Raw genomic sequence first — 23,314 nt, 5'->3', positions numbered from 1 at the left:
GTCAATGCATCTTCTTCGGTGTGGGCTTGAGCAGCGGCGCTGTCGGATCGGTTTCAAAGCGCGCTTCGAGCACGCGGATGTCGAGGCTGTTGGGCAGGCTGATGCGGTGGGTCAGCATCAGGGTCATGGCGTCGGTGTCGATGCGCAGGGTGTCAGTGAGCATTGGCAGCGGCAGCAGCGCGCCGTTGATCAAACGCAGCAAGACAAACGGGCGATGGCCGGGCAGCTCCACCCGCAATTGTCCGTCCGGGGTGAAGGTTGGATCGGTGAGGTTGAACAGTTCGATGCGCAAGTTGGGCGGTGGAAATTCGATCTGTTGATCGGCGGGCGCACCGTTCCAGTAGGCGAAGTCAAAGTCGTGTGGCAGGCCGGGCCAACGTTGGGTTTTCCACGCGTCATCGTAGGTGCCGGCCAAGGCCAGTCGCGGCGCCCAAGCGCGTCCCACCACGCCAAAGCCTGCGGGTTGATAGCTGTAGCCAGCCGCCACCTGCGCCATGCCCGTGGCGTCGAGTTCTCCATCGGGATGTTTAACTCTGTCCAAGTGCAACACGGGCGTGTCGATGGCTTCGATTTGCGGCGCGGGCAGTTCACGCAGCGGCGCATCCAGTTTGTAGCCCAGTTGCTCCTGGCGCTTTTCGATCCAGCCGCATGACGCCCATGCCAGTAACACCCCTGCAATCCGCCATACCAATGCTTGAGGTACAGACTAAGATGTTGCCGTTGCTCAGAGCCGCGAAGGTCAAGAGTTTCCAACAGGGTTGAATAGGGTTGCGGGTGAATCAGAACTTTGCCCGGAAACGCCTGGCCGACCCGGTCAAAGAGTCGTTGAAGCAGGGCGTCGTGGCCGCGTTTATCGTCTCGGTTGATCCAACTCAGTAACGACTTGACTCGCTGTGGGTAGCCAAACAGAACTGCCAATGCCAACAGCCATAAGATGTATTGGTACTCGTCATGTACCCAAGGCCGCAACTGAGCGTCGGCTGTCGGGTAGGCATCAAAATGCCGCTGGAACTGGATAAAGGCGTAATCGACATAAGTGTCGACCAACTCCAGTGGTTCGCCCCCAGAGTAGCGTTGGATCACCAACTCCAAGGCCATATAGGCGTGATCCCAGCTCAAACCTTTGTTATGGCGGGCGTCACGCAGGGGGGAAGTCAGCAGATCGCTGATGTCCCCGTCCGCGAATTCGGCCTCTTTGGCCGCTGTTGACGTCTTGTAGTGCTGCTCGGTCATCCACGGGTCGCGCTTGACTTGATCGAAATGGCTCATGGAGCACTCCTTCAGGCTGAAATACCTTTCACCAAGCGCCAAGTAACAATCCGTCCATTGTCGGTGGGCAGGATCAGGCCTTCACCGAAGGTTTGCGGGCCGACGGGCCAGTCGTCACAGATCCAAACGCCTGAAACCGGGCACGCTTCGCCGGACATGGCACGCAAGCCACTGGAGGTTTCGATGCGATGGCCTTCGGGGAAGTTGCGCAGTACTTGACGGGTGCGAGCGTCGTCGACCAAGTCCTTGGGGTAATACGGCAGGTCGCGATAGGGGGTGTCATCGACCTCCCAGAGCAGCGTGACCAAACCGGCTTCGAAGGCCCAGTAGCCAAAGAAGCCTGCATCTGCTCTACGCTTGTGACGGTCATGCCAGTAGCAGTTGCGCATGCCGCGATACCACTGCTTCAAGTAGGTGCGCAGGGCTTGCTGTTGCTCGTCGCCCTGGGTGTTTAGCGCGGTGAGCAGTTCGCCGTAGGGTTTTTCGTGAATCAATTTATCGCCCGGCAGAGTGATGCCCACTCGTGCAAACAGGCGCCGCAACAATGCGTCTTGCCCATCATCTGAGTCGGTGCTGATCCAGCTGGCGATTTGTTCAATGCGTTTGGGCATGTTGAACAATACGGCCAACGACAGTAACCAAAGGATGTATTGATAGGCGTCTGGCTCCCAGGGTTTAAGGGAGAAATCAGGGAAGGTTTTTTTGTGGCGTTCGAATTGGGAAAAGGCGTGGTCGGCGTAAGGAATCAATGACTCTAAGGGTTCGCCGCCTGAGTAGAGTTCAATCAATAATTCCAAGGACTCGTAGCAATAGCCCCAACTCACGCGCTTTCTGTGTCCTTCACTTTGCTTTTCTGCAATGACCTCATCAGCTTTACGGCCTACATACTGTGCTTTCAAGTAGGCAATATCTTCTAAATAATTTTTTTCTTGCAGGAATGGCTCGCGTTTGATTTCTTCGAAACTTTTCATAATGAATAAATTCTCTATGCCTTAGGTACGATGCTGCTGATGACGTTTGCATTTTCATCCAGTCGAGTAATGCTGGTTACTTTCCCGTTTTCGTCCACGACCATTAACCATCGTTCGTAGTCAGAGTTCCTGATGGCTCCGGCCTCTTTTCTGCCGACAGCATCAGCTAAACGAGGGGCAATCCATTCATCACTCATCTGCTTTGCACTTGGATACCCGGCACTGCCCTTGGTTGTGGGGAGTTTACTCGCCGAAAATTCACCGCCTGTACGGTACTTGGTCTCAGTGATGATATAGGGCGGCGGCGGGTTGGCGTTCTTATAGATGCCATCAATGCCGCGTCCGGTAGGCTTCATGTCCATGCTGCGCGGCCCACGGCTGCTGGACAACAGGTTTTCATGGCCCTTCCCCAGCATGTACTGGTCGCTGATGACCTCTCCATAAATACCCTTTTGCGCAGTGGTAGCAGTCTTGGGATCGAAGGCGTGGACGTTAGGGCCATGTGGCACAGGCGGTGGCGCGATGGGCACAGGTGTTCCGAAAGTTCCGGGAGGGCGCTCCAGATAGATCGGGGGCATACCTACCCCTGAAGTTATTCGGCCACCGTCCATGGCCATTGGCACTGGTTTTTCGGCGCGCACCCCAGCGGTAGCGACCTGGCTGGGCTCCTTGAGGGCTTGCTCCAGTGCTTTGGCGAGCCGTGCGTCCAGCTGAGCCAAGGCCAGTGGGATCTCCCGAACCGCATGAAGCTGCACGGCGTAGAACTGCTTTTCCATTTCTTGCAAGCGGGCTAACAAGTGAGTGGCTTGATTGAACGGCCATCGATCAAGGTGGCTGCGCAATTTGCGCACGGCATCCAAGGTCTTGGTTAGAAATGTGTTTAGGTATTCAAGCAATTGTTTCTCATAGGCCGTGAACTTAATGGCTTTGAGCATTTGCTCAACGTTGCCCCGAGTGAATTTTCCAAGGAACTCCAACAGGGTTTTAAGGATGACTTGGCTTTCGCGGATCAGCAGCAAACATAGAGCACGCAAAAAAGCCGCCGCCTCTTGCCCCACTAGCGCCCCCGCGGTACTACCAACCACCGTCCCTGCAGAGCCCACGACCGCGCCGATCACAGGGGCAATTAGGGTGATGAGGCAGGCGATTAGCAAGACCCACTCCTGCCACTCTGGTGGGTGCGTGCGTCCCGTGTTTGCGGTTTCGGTGTAGCGTTTGCCCAAACGCAGGGAGATAGCCGCGATATCGCGAGCGCTGAGTACAATCACGACGCCCGGAACAAAAGACAGCAGCATGTCGGCGATGACTACGCTAAGTGGACGGTCCTCAGCGAACTCGCCAAGCACCAAGTCGCGCAACCACGCGAATCCACCGGCAACCTTTTCTATCGCTTCGTCCAACCAGTTGTTAGCCGTACTCACTGCTGACCTCCGGACAAATGACTGGGGGAGATCAGTTGCTGCAAATCAGGATCGAGTTCAGTACAGGCTGTTATTTTCGAGTTGGCGGGTGAGTTGTGATAACTCACGTGGGCGCTGCATCCCGGCGTGACATCAGATAGGCGTGGGTAGCCCTCTTTATCCACCACACCGGTGCGCTGGGTGCCATCGGATAAGGTGGCAGTGAACGCATTGCCGGCCATTGGCGTCCCGTCAGGATGAACCAGACGAAACTCAATCTCACTAGGATTGGGTGGTGGTGGGATGCCAAAACGTGCGGGCGCTTGAACCTGAGTTACGGCATGGATCAACATCGGCTCAGGGCATCCCATCTCGATGCGCCCATTGGCCAATTTAATAAATGCACCGCCGCAACTGAGGATCAGTGCGGTACTGCTGTCGATATGAACCTCACCACTGCGACTGGTGACCGAGATGTTATCGGTGGCCGTGATCTGCAATTGCTGGCCGACATTTAATTGCTTGTTTAAGGCCGCCTGTTCGCTAGAGTTCAGACCCACCATAACGTTGAGCAAGCCGCCGACACTCAGTGTCTTGGCGAGGGCAACAGTTTACGTTGATGTTCCCAGTATGTTTTGGTCGCGGTTTCCTTCGATATGAATTTTTTCGTTGCCTCCCACCGTGCGGGTTCGATCCTCGCCTACCTTTAAGTGCTCGTTACGAACTACCTCCTCACTGCGGTCATTGCCGACAAACGTGGTCTCGTTGTGGTTGACGTGGATGTTCTGATCTTTCTCGGCGTGGACGTAGATCTCTTCCACGCCCTTTTCATCCTCAAACCGCAGCTCATTGAAGCCATCACCCTTGTGGGTCTGGCTTTTGATGGTCATGCGGGTTTTGTGTTTGGGCAGTTCGTAGGGCGGCAGGTTGGCTTCGCGGTAGGCGCGGCCGGTGGCGATGGGCTGGTCGGGGTCACCGTCAAAGTACTGGATGATTAGCTCCTGACCGATGCGCGGGATCGCCATCGCGCCCCAAGTGGTGCCCGCCCAGCCTTGGGCGACGCGGATCCAGCAGGAGCTGTGTTCGTTGTTCTGGCTGGCGCGGTCCCACGGGAAGCTGACTTTGACCCGGCCCCACTTGTCGCAGAAAATCTCTTCGCCGGGCGGGCCGACCACGGTGGCGGTTTGCGGGCCGTCGATGCGTGGTTTGGGGCACAGCGGGGCCTTCCACTCGAACGCGGCGGGCGCCAGGGTGGCCTTGAGGTGGTAGCTCGTGCCAGAGACGCTGCCGGCGGCTTCTTCCTGTTGGCTGCTGTGCTGGAGGCCGGTGTGGACGACGCTCACCGTGCGCCAGCGGATGTTCAGGTCCTCACGCGGGTGGTCGGTCAGGTCGAAGGATTTACCCGGTTGCAGGCGGGGATCGTCGCCTTCGACCTCGGCAATGCGGGCATCGCTGCGCAGGGCGTTCAGGCGGGTTTGGGTGAAGGGCTTGCCCGCGATGTCGCGCTTGTAGCGGCCGGGGTAGTCGAAGCGTTCGTAGTGGCGGCCCTGATGCTCCAGCTGGGTGCCGGTGGCAATGTGTTCCTGGTCGTAGCGCGGGTGGGTAAAGGTGTAGTCGCGCTGCACCTGGCGGGCGGTGCGCACCTGTTCGGTGTAGTGGAAGCGGTGCAGTGCCGGTTCGGGTTGATCACCGCCGCCCATGGCCTGGCACAGCACGCTGCAAGCGTCTTTGGGCTCGATAGTACCGATGGCGCTGACGCGGTCGGTGAGGATCAGCCGGTGACCGTCGGTGCGGTGTTCAAAGGTGTAAAGCAGGCCTTCTTCGGCGGCCAGTCGGGCGATGAAGTTGAGGTCGGTTTCGCCGGCCTGGACACAGTATTCGCGAGGTTGGTGGTCGTAGCTGAGGCGTTGCTCGACGTCGTTCAGGCCATGGGCTTTGAGCACGGTGTCGAGGATTTGCGGCACCGTTTGCTGCTGGAAGATCCGCCAGTTGGAACACAGTCCGGTGCGGGCCAGCGCGGGTTCGACCACGACGCTGTAGCGAGTGCGGCGAAAACCGGTGTCGCCCTGGGTTAAGGAACTGATGAGGCCATGCACATAGCGCAGCGGGGTGTCGCCACGCCAGAGGGTCAGCAGGGCGGGCTTGTCCAGCAGCGTGCCGAAGTCCAGCTTGGCGTTAAAACTGGCCAGCTTCAGATCCAGTTTGAAGGGCTTGGACAGGCCTTCATCGAGTGTGAATTCGATGACCTCGAAGTCGGCGCCACCGCTGGGTTCGAAGGTATAGCGCAGGTCGCTTTGGCGGGGCATGGCGCCCTCCTTGAGGCACGCTACCGCCCAACCCGTGATCTCGACGGGCTGGAAGGTAGCGAACAGTAAAAGCCCTGAGCATCGGTGCGCTGTTTGACCCGGCCACTGAGGTCGTAGTGGTAGCGGGTGGTCTGCTGGGCGGGGTCGGTGTAACCGATGATCTGGCCAGCGCTGTCGCGCTCGTAGCGGTCGAGATGGCCGTCCGGGCGCTCGCTTTCAATCAGCAAGCCACGTCGGTCATAGCGGAAGTGCTGGCTTTCGCCGCGTGCGTTGATGCTCTGGCTGGATGGGTGTGGCCACCGGCATCGGTCACACTCAGCGGCAGTGCCCAGTGGCGGGTGTAGCGAATCTGTTCACTGCGGCCCAGTGGGTCGCGGGTCTCGATCAGGCGGCCGAGTTCGTCGTAGTCGAATGCGATGAATCACTGTGTTGATGGTCAATAGCTATTCAATTGAAAAGTTAAATTCATCAATGGATTTTTTAATTAGGAGCTTGTGGCTATCTGTCGGAGTTAGTTGTATTCCATAACCATAGCTTGTGGGGGTTTTTTTCAAGTCACTATAGCCGGTGATGCCCATCTGGTAGATGCCAGGGGAGACTTCAAGGTAGTCACTGTTATCGAGCTTACTGTCGTATTTTTCAATGTAATTTGTGAAAAAATCTTCGTCCCAGTCAAAGAGTGCGCTCAGGTCAGCGGTAATTAATAGTCCTGACGTAATCTCTAGTGGTAAGTTCCTGTATGTGAATCTAGCGACCCCTGCTTGGTTTGGATTGTTATTCGGGGTCTCTATGAAGATAGAATAGTCTCTTTCGGGTATTTCATAGAGAGGGAAAACTATTCCTTTTCCAACGGCATTTCTTCCGATCACTTCATTTGCTATGAAAAAATCAAATACATTTTTTGAATGGAAGTCAACACTCTTTAGGTATCTCTTCAGGTTTATGGGATCGAACAGTACGATGCCCGGTTCATATATGGTTATGCTTGATAATGCTTTCATAAGTCGCATCCTGTGCTCGATTTTGAGTTGGTGCCTTTGCCAACTAGCTTAAGAAAGGCTTCTCTGATTGTAATGTTTTTCGCCAATATTTCGCCTGTTCTTGGTATTTTTAAGGTTCCTTTTTCTGGGAAACCTTCATACGCCTTGCTTATTTTGGCCACTAGATCATTAGATGTTCCATTGAATTTTTGGCTGAATGGAACATCTTGCTTGGTTATTGACTCATGGAATCTTTTATGCAGAGTGTCTGACCCTTCGACATTGTTTGGGTACCACGATGGGGAGTCCAGCTTGCTGGACAATTCAGGATACCCATGTGTATTAGCGTGGCCTCGCGGAAATGGATGATGTCCCATGCCGTCGGGTTTCAATGGCTTCCAAAATGGCATCCACCCCAACGGATCGATCCACCCCGTTGGATTCGGCGCGTACTGATAAAGATTGATCCCACCCAACAGCCCAATCGGGTCCGGCTGGGTAAATCGCCCTACATCCGGATCGTAAAACCTGAAGGTGTTGTAGTGCAGGCCGGTCTCGCGGTCAAGGTACTGACCCTGAAAACGCAGGTTCTGTTCCTGTCCGTACTGGCTACGGTGCCATTCATCTCGGCTGTTGCCCCAGGCCTGGAATTCGCTGTGCCACACGCTCAGCCCGTGTTCGTCGGTCAGTTGTTCGGGTAGCCCGGCGAGGTTGGCGTGGAAGTACAAGACCTCTTCACTGCCGGGGTTGCCGTCGATACGGGCCAGCGGTTCGTAGCTGTCGATATTGGCGTACAGGTACAGGCTGGGCCTGCCGTCCTGTACTTCCTGCAGCAGGCGCAGGCCTTGCCACTGAAAGGTGGTGCGTCGGTACGGGCATTGATCGTCATTGCGGTAGACCTGTTTGCCGATGCGCCGCCCCAGCGGATCGTATTGGTAGTGGATGCGCAGGTGTTCGCCGTGCTTAGTCTGTTGCACGCGGATCAGGCGCTGTTCGGCGTCGTACTCGAAGCGCTGCACGGTGTGGCTGCCGATGCGTTTTTCGCTCAGGCGGCCAAGGCGGTCGTAGCGGTAGCGCTTGTCTTCGAACACTTGCACGCGGTTGTGCTTGACGTGGCCCCGTAGCACGCCGTTCTGCATCAGGTTGGCGGCAGCGTCGTAGTTGAAGGTTTCGCTGTGCTGACCGGGCGCTTGCGGGGTGTGCTGGTAGTGCTGGCGGATGCGCTCGGTAGGGTCGTAGCGGTACTGCTGGCTGAGGGTGTGGCTTTTGCCGTTGCTGTTGTGCGCCTCGAAACGTCCGATGACGGGCTCTTGGGCTGAGTTGTGGTTGCTGCGGCGCTGGGTCTGGGTGAGTACTTCGGCGATCAGGTTATCGCAGGCGTCGTATTGGTAATCCTTGCTCAGCAGCGGTAGTTCTTCACGCGCTGCGTTGTGGTAGTGCAGGGCTTTTTGTACGACGCGGCCGTTGCGGTCATAGCGGGTGCGGGTGTGCAGTTGGCCCTGGGTGCGCAGCACTTCGTCGTGCAGGTTGTCGCGCTCGAAGTCGCAGATCACCCGGCCACCCAGGTTGATCTGGTGCAGATGGCCGCTGCCGTAGTACAGGTGGTTGACGGCTCGCTGGTCGGGCAGGGTCAGGGTTTCGAGGTTGCCCAGTTCGTCGTAGTGGTAGCTCAATTCACCGCCAGCGTTGGTTTCGCTGAGCAGTTGTCCGTTCTTGTCGTAGCTGAAACTCAGAGGTTGCTGCTGGCCATTGAGGTCGTTGAAGGTGATCGTTAGTAAGTTGTCGGCGCTGTCGTAGGTGTACGCGGTGACGCCGTCGGCGGTGGTTTTCTGGATCAAGCGCCCGGCGGCATCACGCTCGAAGCGGTGCTTGAGCGGTGGGCAATCATCGGCCGCCGCGTCACTGTCTGCTGCGACAGGCACATGATCCACGCCGCTGACATCGCCGATGGTGTTGTAGTGATAAAAGCGCGTACTGCCATCGAGGTCGCGCTGGGCGACCAGCCTATCGAGCGCATCCCAGCCGAAGGCATAGGCTTCGTTGTTTTCGTTGGTCAGCTTTTTCAGGCGGCCATAAGCGTCGTAGCTGAACTGCACGCTGTGGCCCTGAGCATCGGTGCGCTGTTTGACTCGGCCACTGAGGTCGTACTGGTAGCGGGTGGTCTGCTGGGCGGGGTCGGTGTAACCGATGATCTGGCCGGCGGTGTCGCGCTCGTAGCGGTCGAGGCGGCCGTCTGGGCGTTCGCTTTCAATCAGCAAGCCACGCCGGTCATAGCGGTAACGCTGGCTTTCACCGCGTGCGTTGATGCTCTGGCTGAGTTGGCCGCGGGCATCGTAGCGGTAGTGGGTTTCGGCGTTGGAGCAGTCGCGGTAGCTGAGCAGTTGACTGTATTTGTTCCAGTCCAGGGTTTTGTGTTTGCCTGTGGCGTCGGTGATGGACACCACCCGGCCTTGCCGGTCGTAGCCGTAATGGGTGGTGTGCCCGAGCGGGTCTTGTTCGCTGAGCAGGTTGCCGCGCTCGTCGTAACGATAGGTGTGGGTACGCCCGCCGCGGTCGGTGATGCTCAGCGGCAGCGCCCAATGTTCGGTGTAGTAGAGGCGCTCGCTGCGGCCTAACGGGTCGCGGGTTTCGATCAGACGGCCGATTTCATCGTAGGCGTAATGCCACTCACCACCCTGTGGGTCGGTGCTCTTGAGCAATTGCCCGGCCAGCATCTCGTCCTGCCAGCAGTGCCCCAGCGGGTCGATGTGCTTGTAGACCTCGTACAGCGGCCCCCAAAAATACTGATCCGTGTGGCCGAGGCTGTCCACGACACGGGTCTCGCCTTTTTCCAGGTCGTAGCTGAACTGGTAGTCCTCGCCGTCGCTGCCCCAGTGCCGGATCACCCGCCATTCGTGGTCGGGTTGCGGTTCCAGCAAGGGGGCAACTTAGTCGTCTGATTTTCTAACAGTCACTTAACATGGGTCGTAGAAATCATCGTTCTCTAAGTAGTAATTTAAGGCGTGGATATAATCCTGAATATTTGATCTTGGGTCTCTATCTTTTTGAAAATCGATAACGCTTTTGAATATCTCAGCATCTAAAAAATAAGATGTGTTATTGGCGTGGGCGAGACGTGGTATTTGCGCCTCTGTTAAATCTTCAAGCTCGTCATCCCCTTCTAATAATAGTATTTCAGCTTTTGTAGGGGATGTTTGCCAAACCTGCTTGTTGGTAAAGAGAGTTCCGCTCCAGTCTAGTGTTTTGTATTCCGGAAGTAGTTCGGAAAGTGATTTGAAATTTTTCATTTGTTGCTCCCGTTGTCAACTGCAAGATGTTCCACCACCCCATGTTTTTCGACCTCCCTGACCTTTGGGGTGATAATCTTTGTGTCTGCTTTTATGATCGGCTGTGTCAACTAACTGTAGTAGTCCGCCGACTTGGCCGTGGTGATGCCATGTGGTGTTTTTAAATGCTTTTCCTCTAAATGTTCCGAGTCTTGTAGGTGAGACATGTTTGTAAATGCCTGGGTACTTAATTTCCAATTGGTGTTTTAATGTGGCGTCATTTTTCATAGCGCAGTAAAGCTGCCTGTTCGACTCACTAAAGTGAGCAGGATCATCCATGCGATACATTTCTCGTGAAGGTAATCGGGCCTCAAAAAACACATCGTATTCTCCCGGTGAATGACTAGCCAGCCCCCACGGATCAATCCACCCAACCGCATTCGGCGCGTACTGATAAAGATTGATCCCGCCCAACAACCCAATCGGGTCCGGCTGGGTAAATCGCCCTATATCCGGGTCGTAAAACCTGAAGGTGTTGTAGTGCAGGCCGGTCTCGCGGTCAAGGCATTGGCCTTGAAAACGCAGGTTCTGTTCCTGTCCGTGCTGGGTGTTATGCCATTCGTCGCGGCTGTTGCCCCAGGCCTGAAATTCGCTGTGCCACACGCTCAAACCATTTTCGTCGGTCAGTTGTTCAGGCAACCCGGCGAGGTTGGTGTGGAAGTACAAGACCTCTTCACTGCCGGGTTTGCCGTCGATACGGGCCAGCGGTTCGTAGCTGTCGATGTTGGCGTACAGGTACAGGCTGGGCCTGCCGTCCTGTACTTCCTGCAGCAGGCGCAGGCCTTGCCACTGAAAGGTGGTGCGTCGGTACGGGCATTGATCGTTGTTGCGATAGACCTGTTTGCCGATGCGGCGGCCCAGCGGATCGTATTGGTAGTGGATGCGCAGGTGTTCGCCGTGCTTAGTCTGCTGCACGTGGATTAGCCGCTGTTCGGCGTCGTACTCAAAGCGCTGCATGGTGTGGGCACCGATGCGTTTTTCGCTCAGGCGGCCGAAGCGGTCGTAGCAGTAGCGTTTGTCTTCGAATACTTGCACCCGGTTGTGTTTGACGTGGCCGCGTAGCACGCCGGTCTGCATCAGGTTGGCGGCGGCGTCGTAGTTGAAGGTTTCGCTGTGCTGACCGGACGCTTGCGGGGTGTGCTGGTAGTGCTGGCGGATGCGCTCGGTAGGGTCGTAGCGGTACTGCTGGCTGAGGGTGTGGCTTTTGCCGTTGCTGTTGTGCGCCTCGAAACGTCCGATGACGGGCTCTTGGGCTGAGTTGTGGTTGCTGCGGCGCTGGGTCTGGGTCAGTACTTCGGCGATCAGGTTGTCGCAGGCGTCGTATTGGTAATCCTTGCTCAGCAGCGGCAGTTCTTCGCGGGCTGCGTTGTGGTAGTGCAGGGCTTTTTGTGCGAGACGACCGTTGCGATCGTAACGGGTGCGGGTGTGCAGTTGGCCCTGGGTGCGTAGCACTTCGTCGTGCAGGTTGTCGCGCTCGAAATCGCAGATCACCCGGCCATTGAGGTTGATCTGGTGCAGGTGGCCGCTGCCGTAGTACAGGTGGTTGACGGCTCGCTGGTCGGGCAGGGTCAGGGTTTCGAGGTTGCCCAGTTCGTCGTAGTGGTACTGCAACTCGCCCGCAGCGCTGGTTTCGCTGAGCAGTTGTCCGTTCTTGTCGTAGCTGAACGCCAGCGGTTGTTGCTGGCCGTTGAGGTCGGTGAAGGTGATTGACAGCAGGTTGTCGGCGGCGTCGTAGGTGTAGTCGGTGACGCCGTCGGCGGTGGTTTTCTGGATCAGGCGCCCGGCGGCATCGCGCTCGAAGCGGTGCTTGAGCGGTGGGCAATCATCGTCCTGCGCGTCTCTGTCTGCCGGGACAGGCACATGATCCACGCCGCTGACATCGCCGATGGCGTTGTAGTGATAAAGGCGCCCGCTGCCGTCCAGATCGCGCTGGGCCACCAGCCGGTCCAGCGCGTCCCAGCCGAAGGCGTAGGCTTCGTTGTTTTCGTTGGTCAGCTTTTGCAGGCGGCCATAGGCGTCATAGCTGAAACGGACGGTATAGCCCTGAGCATCGGTGCGCTGTTTGACCCGGCCACTGAGGTCGACTGGTACCCATTAGCGGAATTGATGTTGAAAATAGTTTATAAATCATACAGTTTCACAAATGCTTCTATCTTTGTGCGTTATATCTATTTCACTGCAAAAAGATATGTTATTGAGTTTTTTGTCTAGGCAGTGTTCCTTCAATTTGTTGTTGATGATTATCAGTGTGGGCTGCTCGCTGCATCGTGCTATGTTTAGATTTTCGGGCATAGAGTCTTTTAAAACTGTATAGAGGAACATATAAACAGGTGAGTTTGGATCGAAGTTCGTTATTTCATATTCACTTTTTCCCATGTTGCAGCATGGGCGTTTATGGAGAATGTTGATTGCGCTGTAATCATGCAGGGTGACATCCCCAAAGGATATTTTGGCGTCAAAAAATTCAACTTCCGTTGGTGCAAGCTCTTCTAGAATTTTTCTAAGCTGTTGACTAACTAACTCGGGGCCGGTGCTGATAATTAAATGTTGTTTTTTTATTTTTTTTAAGCTTGCTGCGCTGTTTGCTTTGTATTCAAGATTAATATTTAAGCCTTTTAGGCTAAATCCTTCACTAAATAGTGAATGGTCTGATGAGGTTCCATGGGAGTAGCTAAGCATGTTAAAGGTGTTGTCTTTAGGCAGTAGTGCGTGCAGCATGTTTTATTCTCCGTACTTTAACAGGCATTGTTTAGTTTATTTGTTTGTTTCTTAGTTTCTTTCCTAAGTTGTCGGAAAGCGCCTCTATTTGCATTTTTTTTATTTCTGCGCTTGCGTTGCTTGAGTGTATGGCGTCTAGCTGTCCTCTCACCAAGAGGTCATAATCTTTAGTATGCATGCCTCTATGTACAGTTCTTGATGGGTCTATCTTTCCAGTAGTAGGTAAACGGGTGATGTTACGACTGCTGTGTACGTCATATCCGGAGCTGGTTATTGCTGGGACTCATAATACTGTTCGAAATCAATCCCGCCAAGGGCGGTGCTGCATATTTGCATCACAGATGAGTCAAATGGTTTTAAGAAACTCTCCATTATGGCATCCACCATTTCTTTGTCGGCATTTGGCGGGGTTGCAAGTACTAGCTTGTGGAAGCTATCCTCAGTTTCTCTGTTTTTAGGGCCGCCAACGAGTGGCCTCATTTTATTGATCCATTGAGCCTTATCTACTTGTGTCATATGTGCTCCTTGCACCTGGCCCATGCGAGCATTTGCGCTATTGCTAAGTCATACTTGTTGCCAAATTTAGATCGTATATCTTCTATGTCCATCATCATTGCTGCCGAGTGTTCCAGTTTTCCTCCTTGCATGAGTTTAGTTTGTAGCGCTCTATACGTTTTTCCTCCACTTCCCCAGCTTGCTGTTTTTCTATGATCATCAACATCTAGCTGTATGGATGGCTTTGCATTCGAGCTAACTCGCTTTCCGTTAATTTGTGAGTATGCAGAATCTGCGGGAGTGTGGTGGGCCAATGGCGCTGACGCGGTCGGTGAGGATCAGCCGGTGACCGTCGGTGCGGTGTTCAAGGGTGTAAAGCAGGCCTTCTTAGGCAGCTAATCGGGCAATGAGGTCCGGGTCGTTTTCGCCAGCCTGGACGCAGTATTCGCGGGGTTGATGGTCGCAACCGAGGCGTTACTCGAAGTCGTCCAGGCGATGGGCCTTGAGCACGGTGTCGAGGATTTGCGGCACTATTTGCTGCTGGAAGATCCGCCAGTTGGAGCACAGCCGAGTGCGGGCCAGCGCGGGTGCCACCACGGCGCTGTAGCGGGTGCGACGAAACCGGGTGTCGCCTTGACTGATTTGGCCGTCAATGTTGTGAGCAAATTGACTGCATTTCAGTCGTTAGCTTGTGAGATGTGTGCCGGTTTTCCGTTCTTGCCTACTTCATGAATTTGTCGAAATCAACGTTGGAGAAAGGAAGGGTCGGACTGTCGAATTGACGCAGAATGTGAAGGTGTGGAGCCAGTTTAAGACGTCGAAGGTTATCCAATGTCGGGTTTCCACCCATGACGAGCGCAGGTTCGAATCCGTACATTTCATCGGGTTCAAGTGGGCCGTACTTTTTTACGGCGCGCTCAAACAGAAGTTTCCCGTTGATGTCTTTGTAGTCGAAGTCTTCCAGCTTGGCGGAACCAAATAGCGCCTGAATGGAAGGATCATGGTCTGGCAAGGATTTGGGTTTGAGTTGGTTTTTCAGTGCGAGTATTTCATTGTGAGTACAGGTGATGGTGACACTTGCGCCTGTTGTTTCGCCGCACAAGTAGAGGTCGCCAAAGGCGCCGCGGGCAATTACATGAAAGTTATCTATGTTCGCAAACGGAGTCTCCTCAAGCCAAGCATCCTTGATGCCCTCGTACTCATCGGGATTCACTGTCCACACTCGACCGTTCGCATATCCCGCCCAGCCTTCTTCACGCCAATAGGTCATCAAAATGGGAGGGAGTTTGTCGGCCCATTGAGCTAAGGTGGTTTCTGGAACGGGCGTGCTGGAAGTAGCTTCGCCAAATTTCTCGATGAAGTATTCGAAATGGGGGTCATTCATGTTTTTTCCCTTTTTGCCTGGAGGAGTCTGGAGGTTCCTGGTGAGATTGCCTGTACGAATCGCAGGGCGTATCGCAAGATTCTATCTTCTCGTTCCTGTCCCGTAGTCAAGCCTCACCAGGGACTTCTCGCGGCGAGTTCTCCTGGTTTTGTTTCTGTCTTGGTTTGCCTGTGCATTTGTATGCTCTTGCACAATTCTTGACCTCACCCAGCTGGATGTGGCCTCACGGCATTTCGGTCAGCTCCTCCAATAACGCGTGGGCCATCTTGGCCCGCGCCGCATCAGGGTGGGTCTTGTTCGTAAGTATTACGATGCCCGTCCCGCGCGACGGAATGTAGGCCGCATAGCTTGCAAAACCGGCAGTCGTCCCCGACTTGCTGTACATCCGGCTATGGTCCTTCGACAGCAACGATGTGACCGGCCGGGTACGGTTGCTCCGGTGGGTCATCTGCTCCGAGTGCCCTTCCATCAGGTCAGCCAGGGGAAGGGGATAGTGGTACTGCTCCCATGCCAGTGCCTGCGTCATCGGCCCTACCTCGAAGCGGCCGAACTGGGTCTGCAACAGCGCTTGATCCAAGCCCGGGTCCCCGGTGTTCAACGTAATGTTCAGCTCAATGAAGCGGATGAGATCGCGGGCGCTGGACCGAACGCCGTAGGCTTCCTGCGCGTAAGGGCCCGACGTGAGGCGAACTGCCACGTCGGCTGCGTTGTAACCCTGCGCGTAGCGCGTTCGCTCATGCTGCGGTACACGCAACCATGTGCTCGTCAATGCCAGTGTTGGGAAGAGCATACCTTCCATCGCCTCTTGGAATGGCAGGCCAAGCGCCCGCGCCGCAGCAACGCCTAGCAGCGCGATTGACGGCTTGGCATAGCTTCGCCGCTCGCCACCGATGTGGGAGGGGTGCCACTGCTGGTAGTAGCGGAGGGCATCCGGCTCCGTCTTGACCGTGTCTGGGAACTGAAGCGGGAGCCCGCCAGCGCAATGCGTGCCAAGTTGCCACAGTGGCACCTTGCCGATGGGGTATGGCTGCAGTTCTTGGACATGGTTGCCCACAGGGTCCATCAGGGAGAGTACGTTCAGTGTCTGTGCGTATGCAGCGAGTGTGGCGGTAAAGGTCTTGCTGATCGAGCCCAGCTCAAACAGGGTGTCCGGGGTGATCGGTTGCCCCGTGGCCTTGGAGGCGACGCCGTAGCTGTAGAAGTAATGATGTCCATCGCGAGTGAGACCGATGACCATGCCGGGCACGCGGTACCGCCGCATGAAGGCGGCTGCTCTTGTATCTATCAGTGAAGCGTCGATACCCTTGGCCGATGCAGGAACAGCGCACGCCAATTCAGTGGGGCAAGCCAAGACGGCGACGGACAGGAGCAGTGATGGAAGTGTCTGGGACATGTGATCCTGTGTAACTGAGGAGGCCGGAGGACCCGCCGGGCGCCGCATGCGCCGGCGTGGCGGGGCGGTGAGCGCTCCCACCTGCCATGCGTGAAGGAACGCGCATGCCGCATTACACCTAGGCGCCCGCAGCCTGCAAAGAGCTGTTCACGACAGACGCTACTGCGATTCATCCCGCGCGGTGATGTTGCCAGGTGATGTCAGCGGTGGAAGCGACGATCAGGTAACGGATATTTGCCGGCGTGGCACGCAGGTGAGTCACTAGCTACGTTAGGAAACGGCTGCATACAACGCTCAGAGCAATCCAGAAAGATGAACAGTTCCGCACACGCAGCAACAGTCCGCCAGGAGTGGGCACGTGACGCCTTATGAAGACGTATCCGACACGTCTTCGTCTTCGGCTGGCGTTGGCGCTTGACCTGCACCGTGGCCGTCTACAGTCTCGCCCACTCCGCACACCTTAGGCCGGGAAGTGGCTCCGTCCGGCTGAACTGATGGAGTTCCATGCAATTTGTTCAATGGGTAGATCGTGGTCATCAACTGAGCGTAACGCGTCAAAGTGAGGGCGCCGTCCGTGTCGCTCTTTCTCGGATGTCCTCGGTTCGCTTGCCGTGTGGACTCTCCACAGTGTGGATGCAGTTGCGCGGTACAACCGGCATTCGTGCGCGGGAGGGAGTGTTCTCTCTGCAACGGGGAGAGTGGATTGTGCTTGAGCATGACTCGCGGCCGATTCTGCAGGTCGACCGGGTCGGCGTTTGTGTGGGCTTGTGTCTCAGCAGCGACACCTTTGGTGCCCTTGCGCACGGTGAGGTGCCCTTGTTCATTGGTAGAGGGCGTATGTCCGCCAGCGATCTGCAGGTTTCCTTGCGGCTCTGGCGGGGGATCGGCGAGGTAAGCAGCGTCAGCATCGATGCCGCTGGCGGCCCGCGGCTGTTGCTATTGCATTTGGCTGACCTGCAGCGAGGGGTCGATGCTCAGGTGCTGCGCTGCCCCGGCCGCTCTTTGGGTCGGAAACGTCAGGTGATGGCAAGACTCCAACGCTGCAGGCTATTCCTGGAGGGCCATACCGACCGGGTGGTGCGCATCGGCGAATTGGCCGACCTGGCGAGCCTCTCTTACTGGTACTTCTCCAAGGCATTTCAGGCAGTGTATGGCGAGTCACCGCAAGCCTGTGGTGTACGTCTGCGGCTGGAGCGGGCAGCGCGGCTTCTGCGCAACAGCCACATGATCATCGGTGAGGTCGCCGCAGCCAGTGGATTTGAGAACGCAGGCAGCTTCGCGCGTGCATTCCGAGCGCACTTCGGCGCCTGTGCCACAGACTACCGCGACAGGTCGTGCAACGGCACGGCTAATTCGGCACATATCTCACGCGCATCAGGCGCAACGCATCGGGATGATGTCCCGTAAGTTCAGCTCTGCGCTTTTCGCGCAACGTTAACAATTGGAGAGAGTTGTATGTCTGACCTGAGCTTGCCGCGCGCACTGCCGTTACACCTACTTCCACTGGCCATTGCCACCGCCCTTGCTCCGCTGAGCGTCGTGGCCCAAGAAGCTACAACGCTCGATCGGATCGAAGTCACTGGCTCACGCATCCGTGCCGCCGATGCCGAAACACGCCAGCCGATCCTGACCATCACCCGCGACGATATCGCCAAGCAGGGCCACACCAGCGTCGCCGATATCCTGCAGAACCTGAGCTCGGCCGGCTCGCCGGCGATCGCGCGCGCCGATGCGCTGGCCTCGGGCGAGTCGGTCGGTGGCTATTACATCGACATCCGCAACCTCGGCGCGACACGCACCTTGGTACTGCTCAACGGCCGGCGCCTGGGGGCGACGACCAGCGGCATGCAGGACCTGGGGCAGATTCCGCTGGCCGTGATCCAACGCATCGAAGTGCTCAAGGATGGCGCCTCGTCCATCTACGGTTCCGACGCGATTGCCGCGGTGGTCAACATCATCACCGACACCCAGTTCGACGGCGCCGAGTTCATTACGCGGGTCGGCCAGTTCAGCCAGGGCGACGGCCGCACGCAGGAATTCTCGCTGAAGCTGGGCACCCAGGGCGAGCGCAGCGGCATGATGCTCGCCGCGGAATACAGCAAGGAGGATCCGGTCTGGGCAAAGGACCGCTGGTTCAGCCGCGATGGCAATGCGGGCCCGGACTATCCCGGCTCGGGCTGGAGCCCGATCAGCAACCAAGGCTCCCATTGCAACCCCTGCGCCGGTAAGGGCGTCAAGCCGGCCGATGTGCGCTGGTGGACGCTCAAGGAGGGCGGCAACCCGGGCAACCGGGACGACTACCGGCCGTTCGCCGCCGACGACAACGTCAATTCCAATGAGCAGATGATGGTGCAGACGGGGTTGGAGCGCCGCTCGCTGTTTGCAAGCGCCTACCACGATATCAACGACACCCTGCGCCTTCAGGGCGAGGCACTGTACAACCAGCGCATCACGGACCAGCAGGTTGCCGGCTACCCGTTGCAGTACACGCTGCCCGCAAACAGCCCATTCAATCCCTACGGCGTGGACACCGACATCCGCCGCCGCCTCTGGGAGATGCCGCGCAGCACCCGCAGCGAGCTGCAGACCTACCGCCTTAGCGGCGGGCTGGTGGGCAGCTTTGAGTTCGGCGACCGTGCATTCGATTGGGACGTCGGCGCCTTGGTGAATCGCAACCGCCTGACCAAGACCGCCCGCGGCGACGGCAGCCGGTTCGCGCTGGACCGTTCGCTCAAACCCGAGTGCGGCACCGCGGCCGATCCGAACTGCAAGCCGTGGAATCCACTGCTGCCGTACGGCGTGGGTGGGCCGGGCTCGCTGTCCGATCCCGAGCTGCAGAAGTTCCTGTTCCCGACCTTCGTGGATACCGGTGAGACCACCACCACCACCTACAGCGCCAACCTGTCCGGTTCGTTATTCGATCTGCCGGCCGGCGAGCTTGGCTTTGCGGTGGGGTATGAGCACCGCCGCGAGCAGGGCCGCTTCGTTCCGGACGCGTTCTCTCAATCCGGGCAGAGCACCGGCCTGGAAGCGGTGACCACTGAAGGGGCGTACTCACTGGACGAGGTTTATACCGAGCTCAGCATCCCAATCCTCAAGGACATGCCGTTCGCCCGCGAGCTGACCCTGAGCACCTCCGGGCGCTACTCCAAGTACAGCAACTTTGGCAACACCTTGAACAGCAAGTTCGGGCTGAGCTGGCGCCCGGTGGATGAACTGCTGGTGCGGGGCACGGTGGCCACGGGCTTCCGCGCGCCGACCATCAGCGATCTCTACGGCGGTACGTCCTCCAGCTTCGAGTCCTACATCGACCCCTGCGGTACCGGCCACACCAACAGCGTCAACGGCAATGCGGCATGCACGGCAGCGGGCGTTCCGCTGGGCTATGCGCAGCTGGGGCAGGGGCTGGTCCCATGCACGGGCTACCCGTGCCAGACCCCGGAGCAGTTCTACCGGGAGTCCAATCCGGACCTGAAGCCGGAGCGCTCCACCAGTGCCACCATCGGCCTGGTCTGGAGCCCGCGTTGGGTGGAAGGGCTGGACATGTCGCTGGATTGGTACAGCTACACGATCAAGGACATGATCATCAAGGACAGCGTCGAGCGTATCCTGCGCGACTGTTACATCCTGGGTAACGCGGAGCGCTGTGCCGGTGTCGTGCGTGCAACGGATGGGCACATCTCCAGCCTCCATTATGGTGTGGCGAATCTGGGCTTGGCCAAGACCCAGGGCTACGACCTGGGCGTGCGCTACCGGTTGCCGGAAATGGCGATCGGCAAGCTCAAGCTGGATTGGCAGAGCAGCTATACCACCAAGTTCGACGAGGAAGGCGTCAACAACGCCGGCGACAAGATCATGATCGGTCTGGTCGGTGACCCGGGTTACTTCCGTCTGCGCTCCAATATCGGCCTTGATTGGGAGAAGGGCAGCTGGGGCGCGAACTACGGGTTGCGCTACTACTCCGGCATGCGCGAAGACTGCGTGCCGAAACGGCCGTGCACGGATCCGGATCGGATGGCACACGGCGAGGGTGCCGCGGTGCGCAAGGTCGGCAGCAACACCTTCCACGATCTGCAGGTGCGCTGGACCGCGCCATGGGATGCCACGGTCTCGATCGGCGCCAAGAACCTGTTCAACCACAAGGGCCCGATCATGTTCTCGCAGCCTGATAGTACCTTTGCGTACTACGGCGGCTTCGACGTCGGCCGGTCGATTTACATGAAGTACCAGCAGCGCTTCTGAGCCAGACGTAGACGGAGAGCAGCAGAGGGGTCGGCATCGCCGGCCCCTCTGCTTTCCGTAACGAGCTATAGGCTTGCTATCGCATCACATGACACACAAGGATAAGAGAGATGAGCGGAAACAAAACCGGCCTTTTGAGGACAGTGCTGATATTTTACGGCATAGCGCTGCCCACGATAGCGACGGCACAGGGCGTTGCATCGGTACCCGTCCAGACGACGGCGCGTAACGATGCGATTACGCTGACCGTCAATCTTCGGCGTGCACATTTCCAGCCGCTGCCCCAAAATCAGGATGTACAGCAGCGCCCAGCGTCCGAGGAGGCGCATCGCATCGAGGCACCCGAATCTGTCCATTGGACCACGGCAATAGGCACTCGCCACGTGGTGGTGACGGTGAGCTTGCCGGCCGCGCGCCTGACGGCGATGAGGGGCACGCTCGGGTGGGCCCGATGGCGCGCCTATCGAGCAGGGCTCTTATTCCCATAGAGATTAGCGGGCTCTGATCGTCGTGGCCGGCGACAGGCCGCGCTGGCTTTGTTTCATGGGGCGCAGGCCTGATCATTCATCGGATCCACTTGGTTCACTGTCCCAGAGTTGTAGTAGGAGCTGGATGAAGTTGTTTGCCAGTATCCGGTTGCCATGACCGCTGAGATGGTCGCCATCAAAGTACAATGGCGCCCCATCCTCGTCGAACGCAGAGCAGGTGACACCTGGGCATAGCAGCGGGAACGGGTCCCATACCGTGAGGGCCGGATACTGCTGCCGCAGCAGCTCCAGCTGCAACATCTGTCCGGCGCGCATGGCCTCTAGCCGCGCACGCGGCACACTCAGGCCAGGAGCACAGATAGGGTTCATCCGATTGAACCAATCCGAGCACCGGTTGGCGGGCGCCATGAACACCGGGATCGGAGCGTCGATCACAATCTGTAATCCCGCCGCCTGCAGCCGCGACAGCGTTGCATGCGCGGATGCCATGCCGGCGGCGCGATCGCGTGGCCGCACCTCGCTGAGGACGGTTGCCCAGGTCGCAGCGGGGTCACCGGTCCAATTGCGGCCAGCGAGCTCGGGCATGCGCAGGGACGCCAGGAACACCATGTCCCCCGGCTTGGCCGCCGCTTCGATGGCCTGCAGCGCCGCCTCTCGGTCTTCGGCACATTCGGTCGGATCGGCACCGATCAGTCGCACCACGCTGCAGCCGCCGCGTTCGTGCTCGATGACCCTGACCCCCAATTGCGCAGACACTTGCTTCAGCAGGGTGCGGTACGCGGCCGTATGCGAGTCGCCCAGTGCGAATAATTGGTGACCTTGGAGGTGCGGCACGTGGATCGGCTGAGCTGACGCGGGCGGTGCATGCCGGTAGGCCATCCAGGTGTAGGTGTCCGCGGTCCGGCTCAGTGAGACGCGATCCGGGTTTTCGCTGATCCACCGGGCGCCCATCATCGCCAGTGCCACCATCGCCGCTGCGGCACCAGCGGTGACCCAGGTACGCATCTGGAGAACACCGCGTCCCGCGCGAATCGGGCTTTCGATCCAGTGATAGGAGGCCGCCGCCGAGCCCAGTACCAGCAGCGGATAGATCAGCTGCACTGCCAACAGCTCGAAGCCGACCGTCCACCGTATGAACACCGCCACCGGCCAGTGCCACAGGTAGAGCGAGTACGACAGCCTACCCACGTAAAGGGCTGGCCGACTCTGCAATAGCCGATGTGGAATCGGGAGTTCGCCGGCGTGGGGCTGCACCAGTGCGCTGATCATCAGAAGCGTCCCGGCGACGGTCGCCAACGCCCATGGAAGCGGGAAGCGCGCGGCATCCGCGTACACGAAGCCGGCCAGCAGCAGGCCCAGCCCGACAACCATCATCCTGCTGATGGCTCCGCTGGAGCGGGTTCGTAGGGGAGCGTGATGCAACCACTGGTACAACAGGGCACCCGCAGCCAGTTCCCAGAAGCGCGAAGGCAATAGGTAGAACGCGGCGAGAGGATCGTGTGCGGTCTGTATAGTGCTGATCGCCAGCGATGCCAGGGTCAGGATGGGTAGCACTGCCCAAAATGCCGGGCCGCGTTGCCGGTAGCGCAGCCACAGGTACCAGATTCCGGGGAACAACAGATAGAACTGCTCTTCCACGCCCAGCGACCAGGTATGCAGGTACGGATTGAGATCGACGCTCGGCGAGAAGTAGGGACTGCTGTCAAACGCCAGGACGAAGTTGCTTAAGCCAAGGAACGCCGCCATCCCGGTGCGGTTGTTCTGCTCGCTTAGCCACACCTGTGGCAGCAGCAAACCCGATAGGACAAAGCTGACGGTGAGGACCACCAGCAGGGCGGGCAGCAGGCGCAGTATCCTGCTTCGGTAGAACGTGCTCAGGTAGTCGGCAAAACCGATAGTCTTGCGTTCGGAGAGGGATTGGCTGATCACGAAGCCGGAAATGACGAAGAACATGTCCACGCCAGTGAAGCCACCTGGCAGCCAAGGAACGTAATCCGCGTGATAGATCAGCACCGCTAGAACCGCGATCGCGCGCAGGCCGTCGATACCGGGTATGTAACCGGGAGTGGGTTTGAGCATGGTCATGGGCCTCTCTGGCATCGGAATGGACGTCACCAAGGCAGAAGAGGCTATGTTCTCGGAAGGGGCGCGGGAGGCCGCTCGGTCCGTCCGTTTTGGATGGGTAAAGGAGCTGGGGGTGGCCTTAACCGAGCGCGGGAGGTACAGGTGGTGTTGTATGCGACAAGCTTGTCCGCAACGGCGGGACCGAAGACCCGCCAGCACGAGCTGACACCATGGAATTCAGTAGCTTGGAGCTGTCCGTGCCATACATACTCGTTGCG

Annotated in this window: 17 protein-coding genes and 1 pseudogene; 2 read left to right on the top strand and 16 right to left on the bottom strand. The window is 57.8% G+C overall.

Annotation, left to right across the window (positions count from 1 at the left end; genetic code table 11):
* Nucleotide 1 precedes the first annotated feature (1 nt).
* The 15 genes and pseudogenes from ABE473_RS01620 to ampC all read right to left on the bottom strand — a co-directional run bounded on the left by ABE473_RS01620 (nt 2) and on the right by ampC (nt 16,242).
* On the bottom strand, nt 2–670 hold the full coding sequence (locus ABE473_RS01620) for a DUF2169 domain-containing protein (RefSeq protein ID WP_346488240.1): 669 nt from the start codon (nt 668–670) through the stop codon (nt 2–4).
* A gap of 610 nt (nt 671–1,280) precedes the next feature.
* Nucleotides 1,281–2,240 carry a PoNe immunity protein domain-containing protein gene (locus ABE473_RS01615; RefSeq protein ID WP_346488239.1) on the bottom strand — a complete coding sequence of 320 codons (960 nt, stop codon included), beginning with the start codon at nt 2,238–2,240 and terminating at the stop codon, nt 1,281–1,283.
* Nucleotides 2,241–2,254: 14 nt separating this feature from the next.
* The gene (locus ABE473_RS01610) at nt 2,255–3,661 is read right to left on the bottom strand and encodes a hypothetical protein (RefSeq protein WP_346488238.1); all 1,407 of its coding nucleotides are present in this window, start codon (nt 3,659–3,661) and stop codon (nt 2,255–2,257) included.
* Nucleotides 3,658–4,215 carry a DUF2345 domain-containing protein gene (locus ABE473_RS01605; protein ID WP_346488237.1) on the bottom strand — a complete coding sequence of 186 codons (558 nt, stop codon included), beginning with the start codon at nt 4,213–4,215 and terminating at the stop codon, nt 3,658–3,660. The genes ABE473_RS01610 and ABE473_RS01605 overlap by 4 nt, the downstream gene beginning before the upstream one ends.
* Before the next feature lie 36 nt (nt 4,216–4,251).
* Nucleotides 4,252–5,946, bottom strand: coding sequence for a type VI secretion system tip protein TssI/VgrG (tssI, locus tag ABE473_RS01600; protein ID WP_346488236.1), 1,695 nt, complete (start codon nt 5,944–5,946; stop codon nt 4,252–4,254).
* 20 nt (nt 5,947–5,966) lie between these two features.
* Nucleotides 5,967–6,221, bottom strand: a complete 255-nt coding sequence (locus tag ABE473_RS01595) for an RHS repeat domain-containing protein (RefSeq protein WP_346488290.1) — start codon at nt 6,219–6,221, stop codon at nt 5,967–5,969.
* Between the two features lie 168 nt (nt 6,222–6,389).
* Nucleotides 6,390–6,947 carry a hypothetical protein gene (locus ABE473_RS01590; protein ID WP_346488235.1) on the bottom strand — a complete coding sequence of 186 codons (558 nt, stop codon included), beginning with the start codon at nt 6,945–6,947 and terminating at the stop codon, nt 6,390–6,392.
* On the bottom strand, nt 6,944–9,844 hold the full coding sequence (locus tag ABE473_RS01585; protein ID WP_346488234.1) for an RHS repeat-associated core domain-containing protein: 2,901 nt from the start codon (nt 9,842–9,844) through the stop codon (nt 6,944–6,946). Before ABE473_RS01585 ends, ABE473_RS01590 begins: the two co-directional genes overlap by 4 nt.
* A gap of 36 nt (nt 9,845–9,880) precedes the next feature.
* A complete protein-coding gene (locus ABE473_RS01580) occupies nt 9,881–10,213 on the bottom strand; it encodes a hypothetical protein (RefSeq protein ID WP_346488233.1) in 333 nt (110 codons plus the stop codon).
* Between the two features lie 15 nt (nt 10,214–10,228).
* Nucleotides 10,229–12,112 (bottom strand): RHS repeat-associated core domain-containing protein, encoded by a 1,884-nt coding sequence (locus ABE473_RS01575; RefSeq protein ID WP_346488289.1) that lies wholly within the window; start codon nt 12,110–12,112, stop codon nt 10,229–10,231.
* Between the two features lie 63 nt (nt 12,113–12,175).
* Nucleotides 12,176–12,322: pseudogene (locus ABE473_RS01570) on the bottom strand (hypothetical protein); the annotation flags it as partial.
* Between the two features lie 57 nt (nt 12,323–12,379).
* Nucleotides 12,380–12,970, bottom strand: coding sequence for a DUF1629 domain-containing protein (locus ABE473_RS01565; RefSeq protein WP_346488232.1), 591 nt, complete (start codon nt 12,968–12,970; stop codon nt 12,380–12,382).
* A gap of 270 nt (nt 12,971–13,240) precedes the next feature.
* Nucleotides 13,241–13,486 carry a hypothetical protein gene (locus ABE473_RS01560; protein WP_346488231.1) on the bottom strand — a complete coding sequence of 82 codons (246 nt, stop codon included), beginning with the start codon at nt 13,484–13,486 and terminating at the stop codon, nt 13,241–13,243.
* 700 nt (nt 13,487–14,186) lie between these two features.
* Complete coding sequence (locus tag ABE473_RS01555; RefSeq protein ID WP_346488230.1) at nt 14,187–14,849, bottom strand: GAD-like domain-containing protein; 663 nt, start codon at nt 14,847–14,849, stop codon at nt 14,187–14,189.
* A 223-nt stretch (nt 14,850–15,072) separates the two neighbouring features.
* Complete coding sequence (gene ampC / locus ABE473_RS01550; RefSeq protein WP_346488229.1) at nt 15,073–16,242, bottom strand: class C beta-lactamase; 1,170 nt, start codon at nt 16,240–16,242, stop codon at nt 15,073–15,075.
* Between the two features lie 837 nt (nt 16,243–17,079).
* On the opposite strand from ampC, the gene ABE473_RS01545 reads away from it, so the two are divergent.
* Complete coding sequence (locus ABE473_RS01545) at nt 17,080–17,649, top strand: AraC family transcriptional regulator (protein ID WP_346488228.1); 570 nt, start codon at nt 17,080–17,082, stop codon at nt 17,647–17,649.
* Nucleotides 17,650–17,706: 57 nt separating this feature from the next.
* Nucleotides 17,707–20,484, top strand: coding sequence for a TonB-dependent receptor (locus tag ABE473_RS01540; protein ID WP_346488288.1), 2,778 nt, complete (start codon nt 17,707–17,709; stop codon nt 20,482–20,484).
* A gap of 560 nt (nt 20,485–21,044) precedes the next feature.
* Here the strand turns inward: ABE473_RS01540 and ABE473_RS01535 are convergent.
* Nucleotides 21,045–23,057 (bottom strand): acyltransferase family protein, encoded by a 2,013-nt coding sequence (locus tag ABE473_RS01535; protein ID WP_346488227.1) that lies wholly within the window; start codon nt 23,055–23,057, stop codon nt 21,045–21,047.
* Nucleotides 23,058–23,314 lie beyond the last annotated feature (257 nt).

Source organism: Stenotrophomonas sp. TWI700 (genome assembly GCF_039673645.1).
GTDB lineage: Bacteria > Pseudomonadota > Gammaproteobacteria > Xanthomonadales > Xanthomonadaceae > Stenotrophomonas > Stenotrophomonas maltophilia_AA.
This window is presented reverse-complemented; position numbering and strand designations above follow the sequence as displayed.

Excerpts from the sequence above, each read along its gene's own strand:
- ABE473_RS01615 (WP_346488239.1), bottom strand. The coding sequence starts at position 2,240 with ATGAAAAGTTTCGAAGAAATCAAACGCGAGCCATTCCTGCAAGAAAAA.
- tssI (WP_346488236.1), bottom strand. The coding sequence starts at position 5,946 with ATGCCCCGCCAAAGCGACCTGCGCTATACCTTCGAACCCAGCGGTGGC.
- ABE473_RS01590 (WP_346488235.1), bottom strand. The coding sequence starts at position 6,947 with ATGAAAGCATTATCAAGCATAACCATATATGAACCGGGCATCGTACTG.
- ABE473_RS01580 (WP_346488233.1), bottom strand. The coding sequence starts at position 10,213 with ATGAAAAATTTCAAATCACTTTCCGAACTACTTCCGGAATACAAAACA.
- ABE473_RS01565 (WP_346488232.1), bottom strand. The coding sequence starts at position 12,970 with ATGCTGCACGCACTACTGCCTAAAGACAACACCTTTAACATGCTTAGC.
- ABE473_RS01560 (WP_346488231.1), bottom strand. The coding sequence starts at position 13,486 with ATGACACAAGTAGATAAGGCTCAATGGATCAATAAAATGAGGCCACTC.
- ABE473_RS01555 (WP_346488230.1), bottom strand. The coding sequence starts at position 14,849 with ATGAATGACCCCCATTTCGAATACTTCATCGAGAAATTTGGCGAAGCT.
- ampC (WP_346488229.1), bottom strand. The coding sequence starts at position 16,242 with ATGTCCCAGACACTTCCATCACTGCTCCTGTCCGTCGCCGTCTTGGCT.
- ABE473_RS01545 (WP_346488228.1), top strand. The coding sequence starts at position 17,080 with ATGTCCGCCAGCGATCTGCAGGTTTCCTTGCGGCTCTGGCGGGGGATC.
- ABE473_RS01535 (WP_346488227.1), bottom strand. The coding sequence starts at position 23,057 with ATGACCATGCTCAAACCCACTCCCGGTTACATACCCGGTATCGACGGC.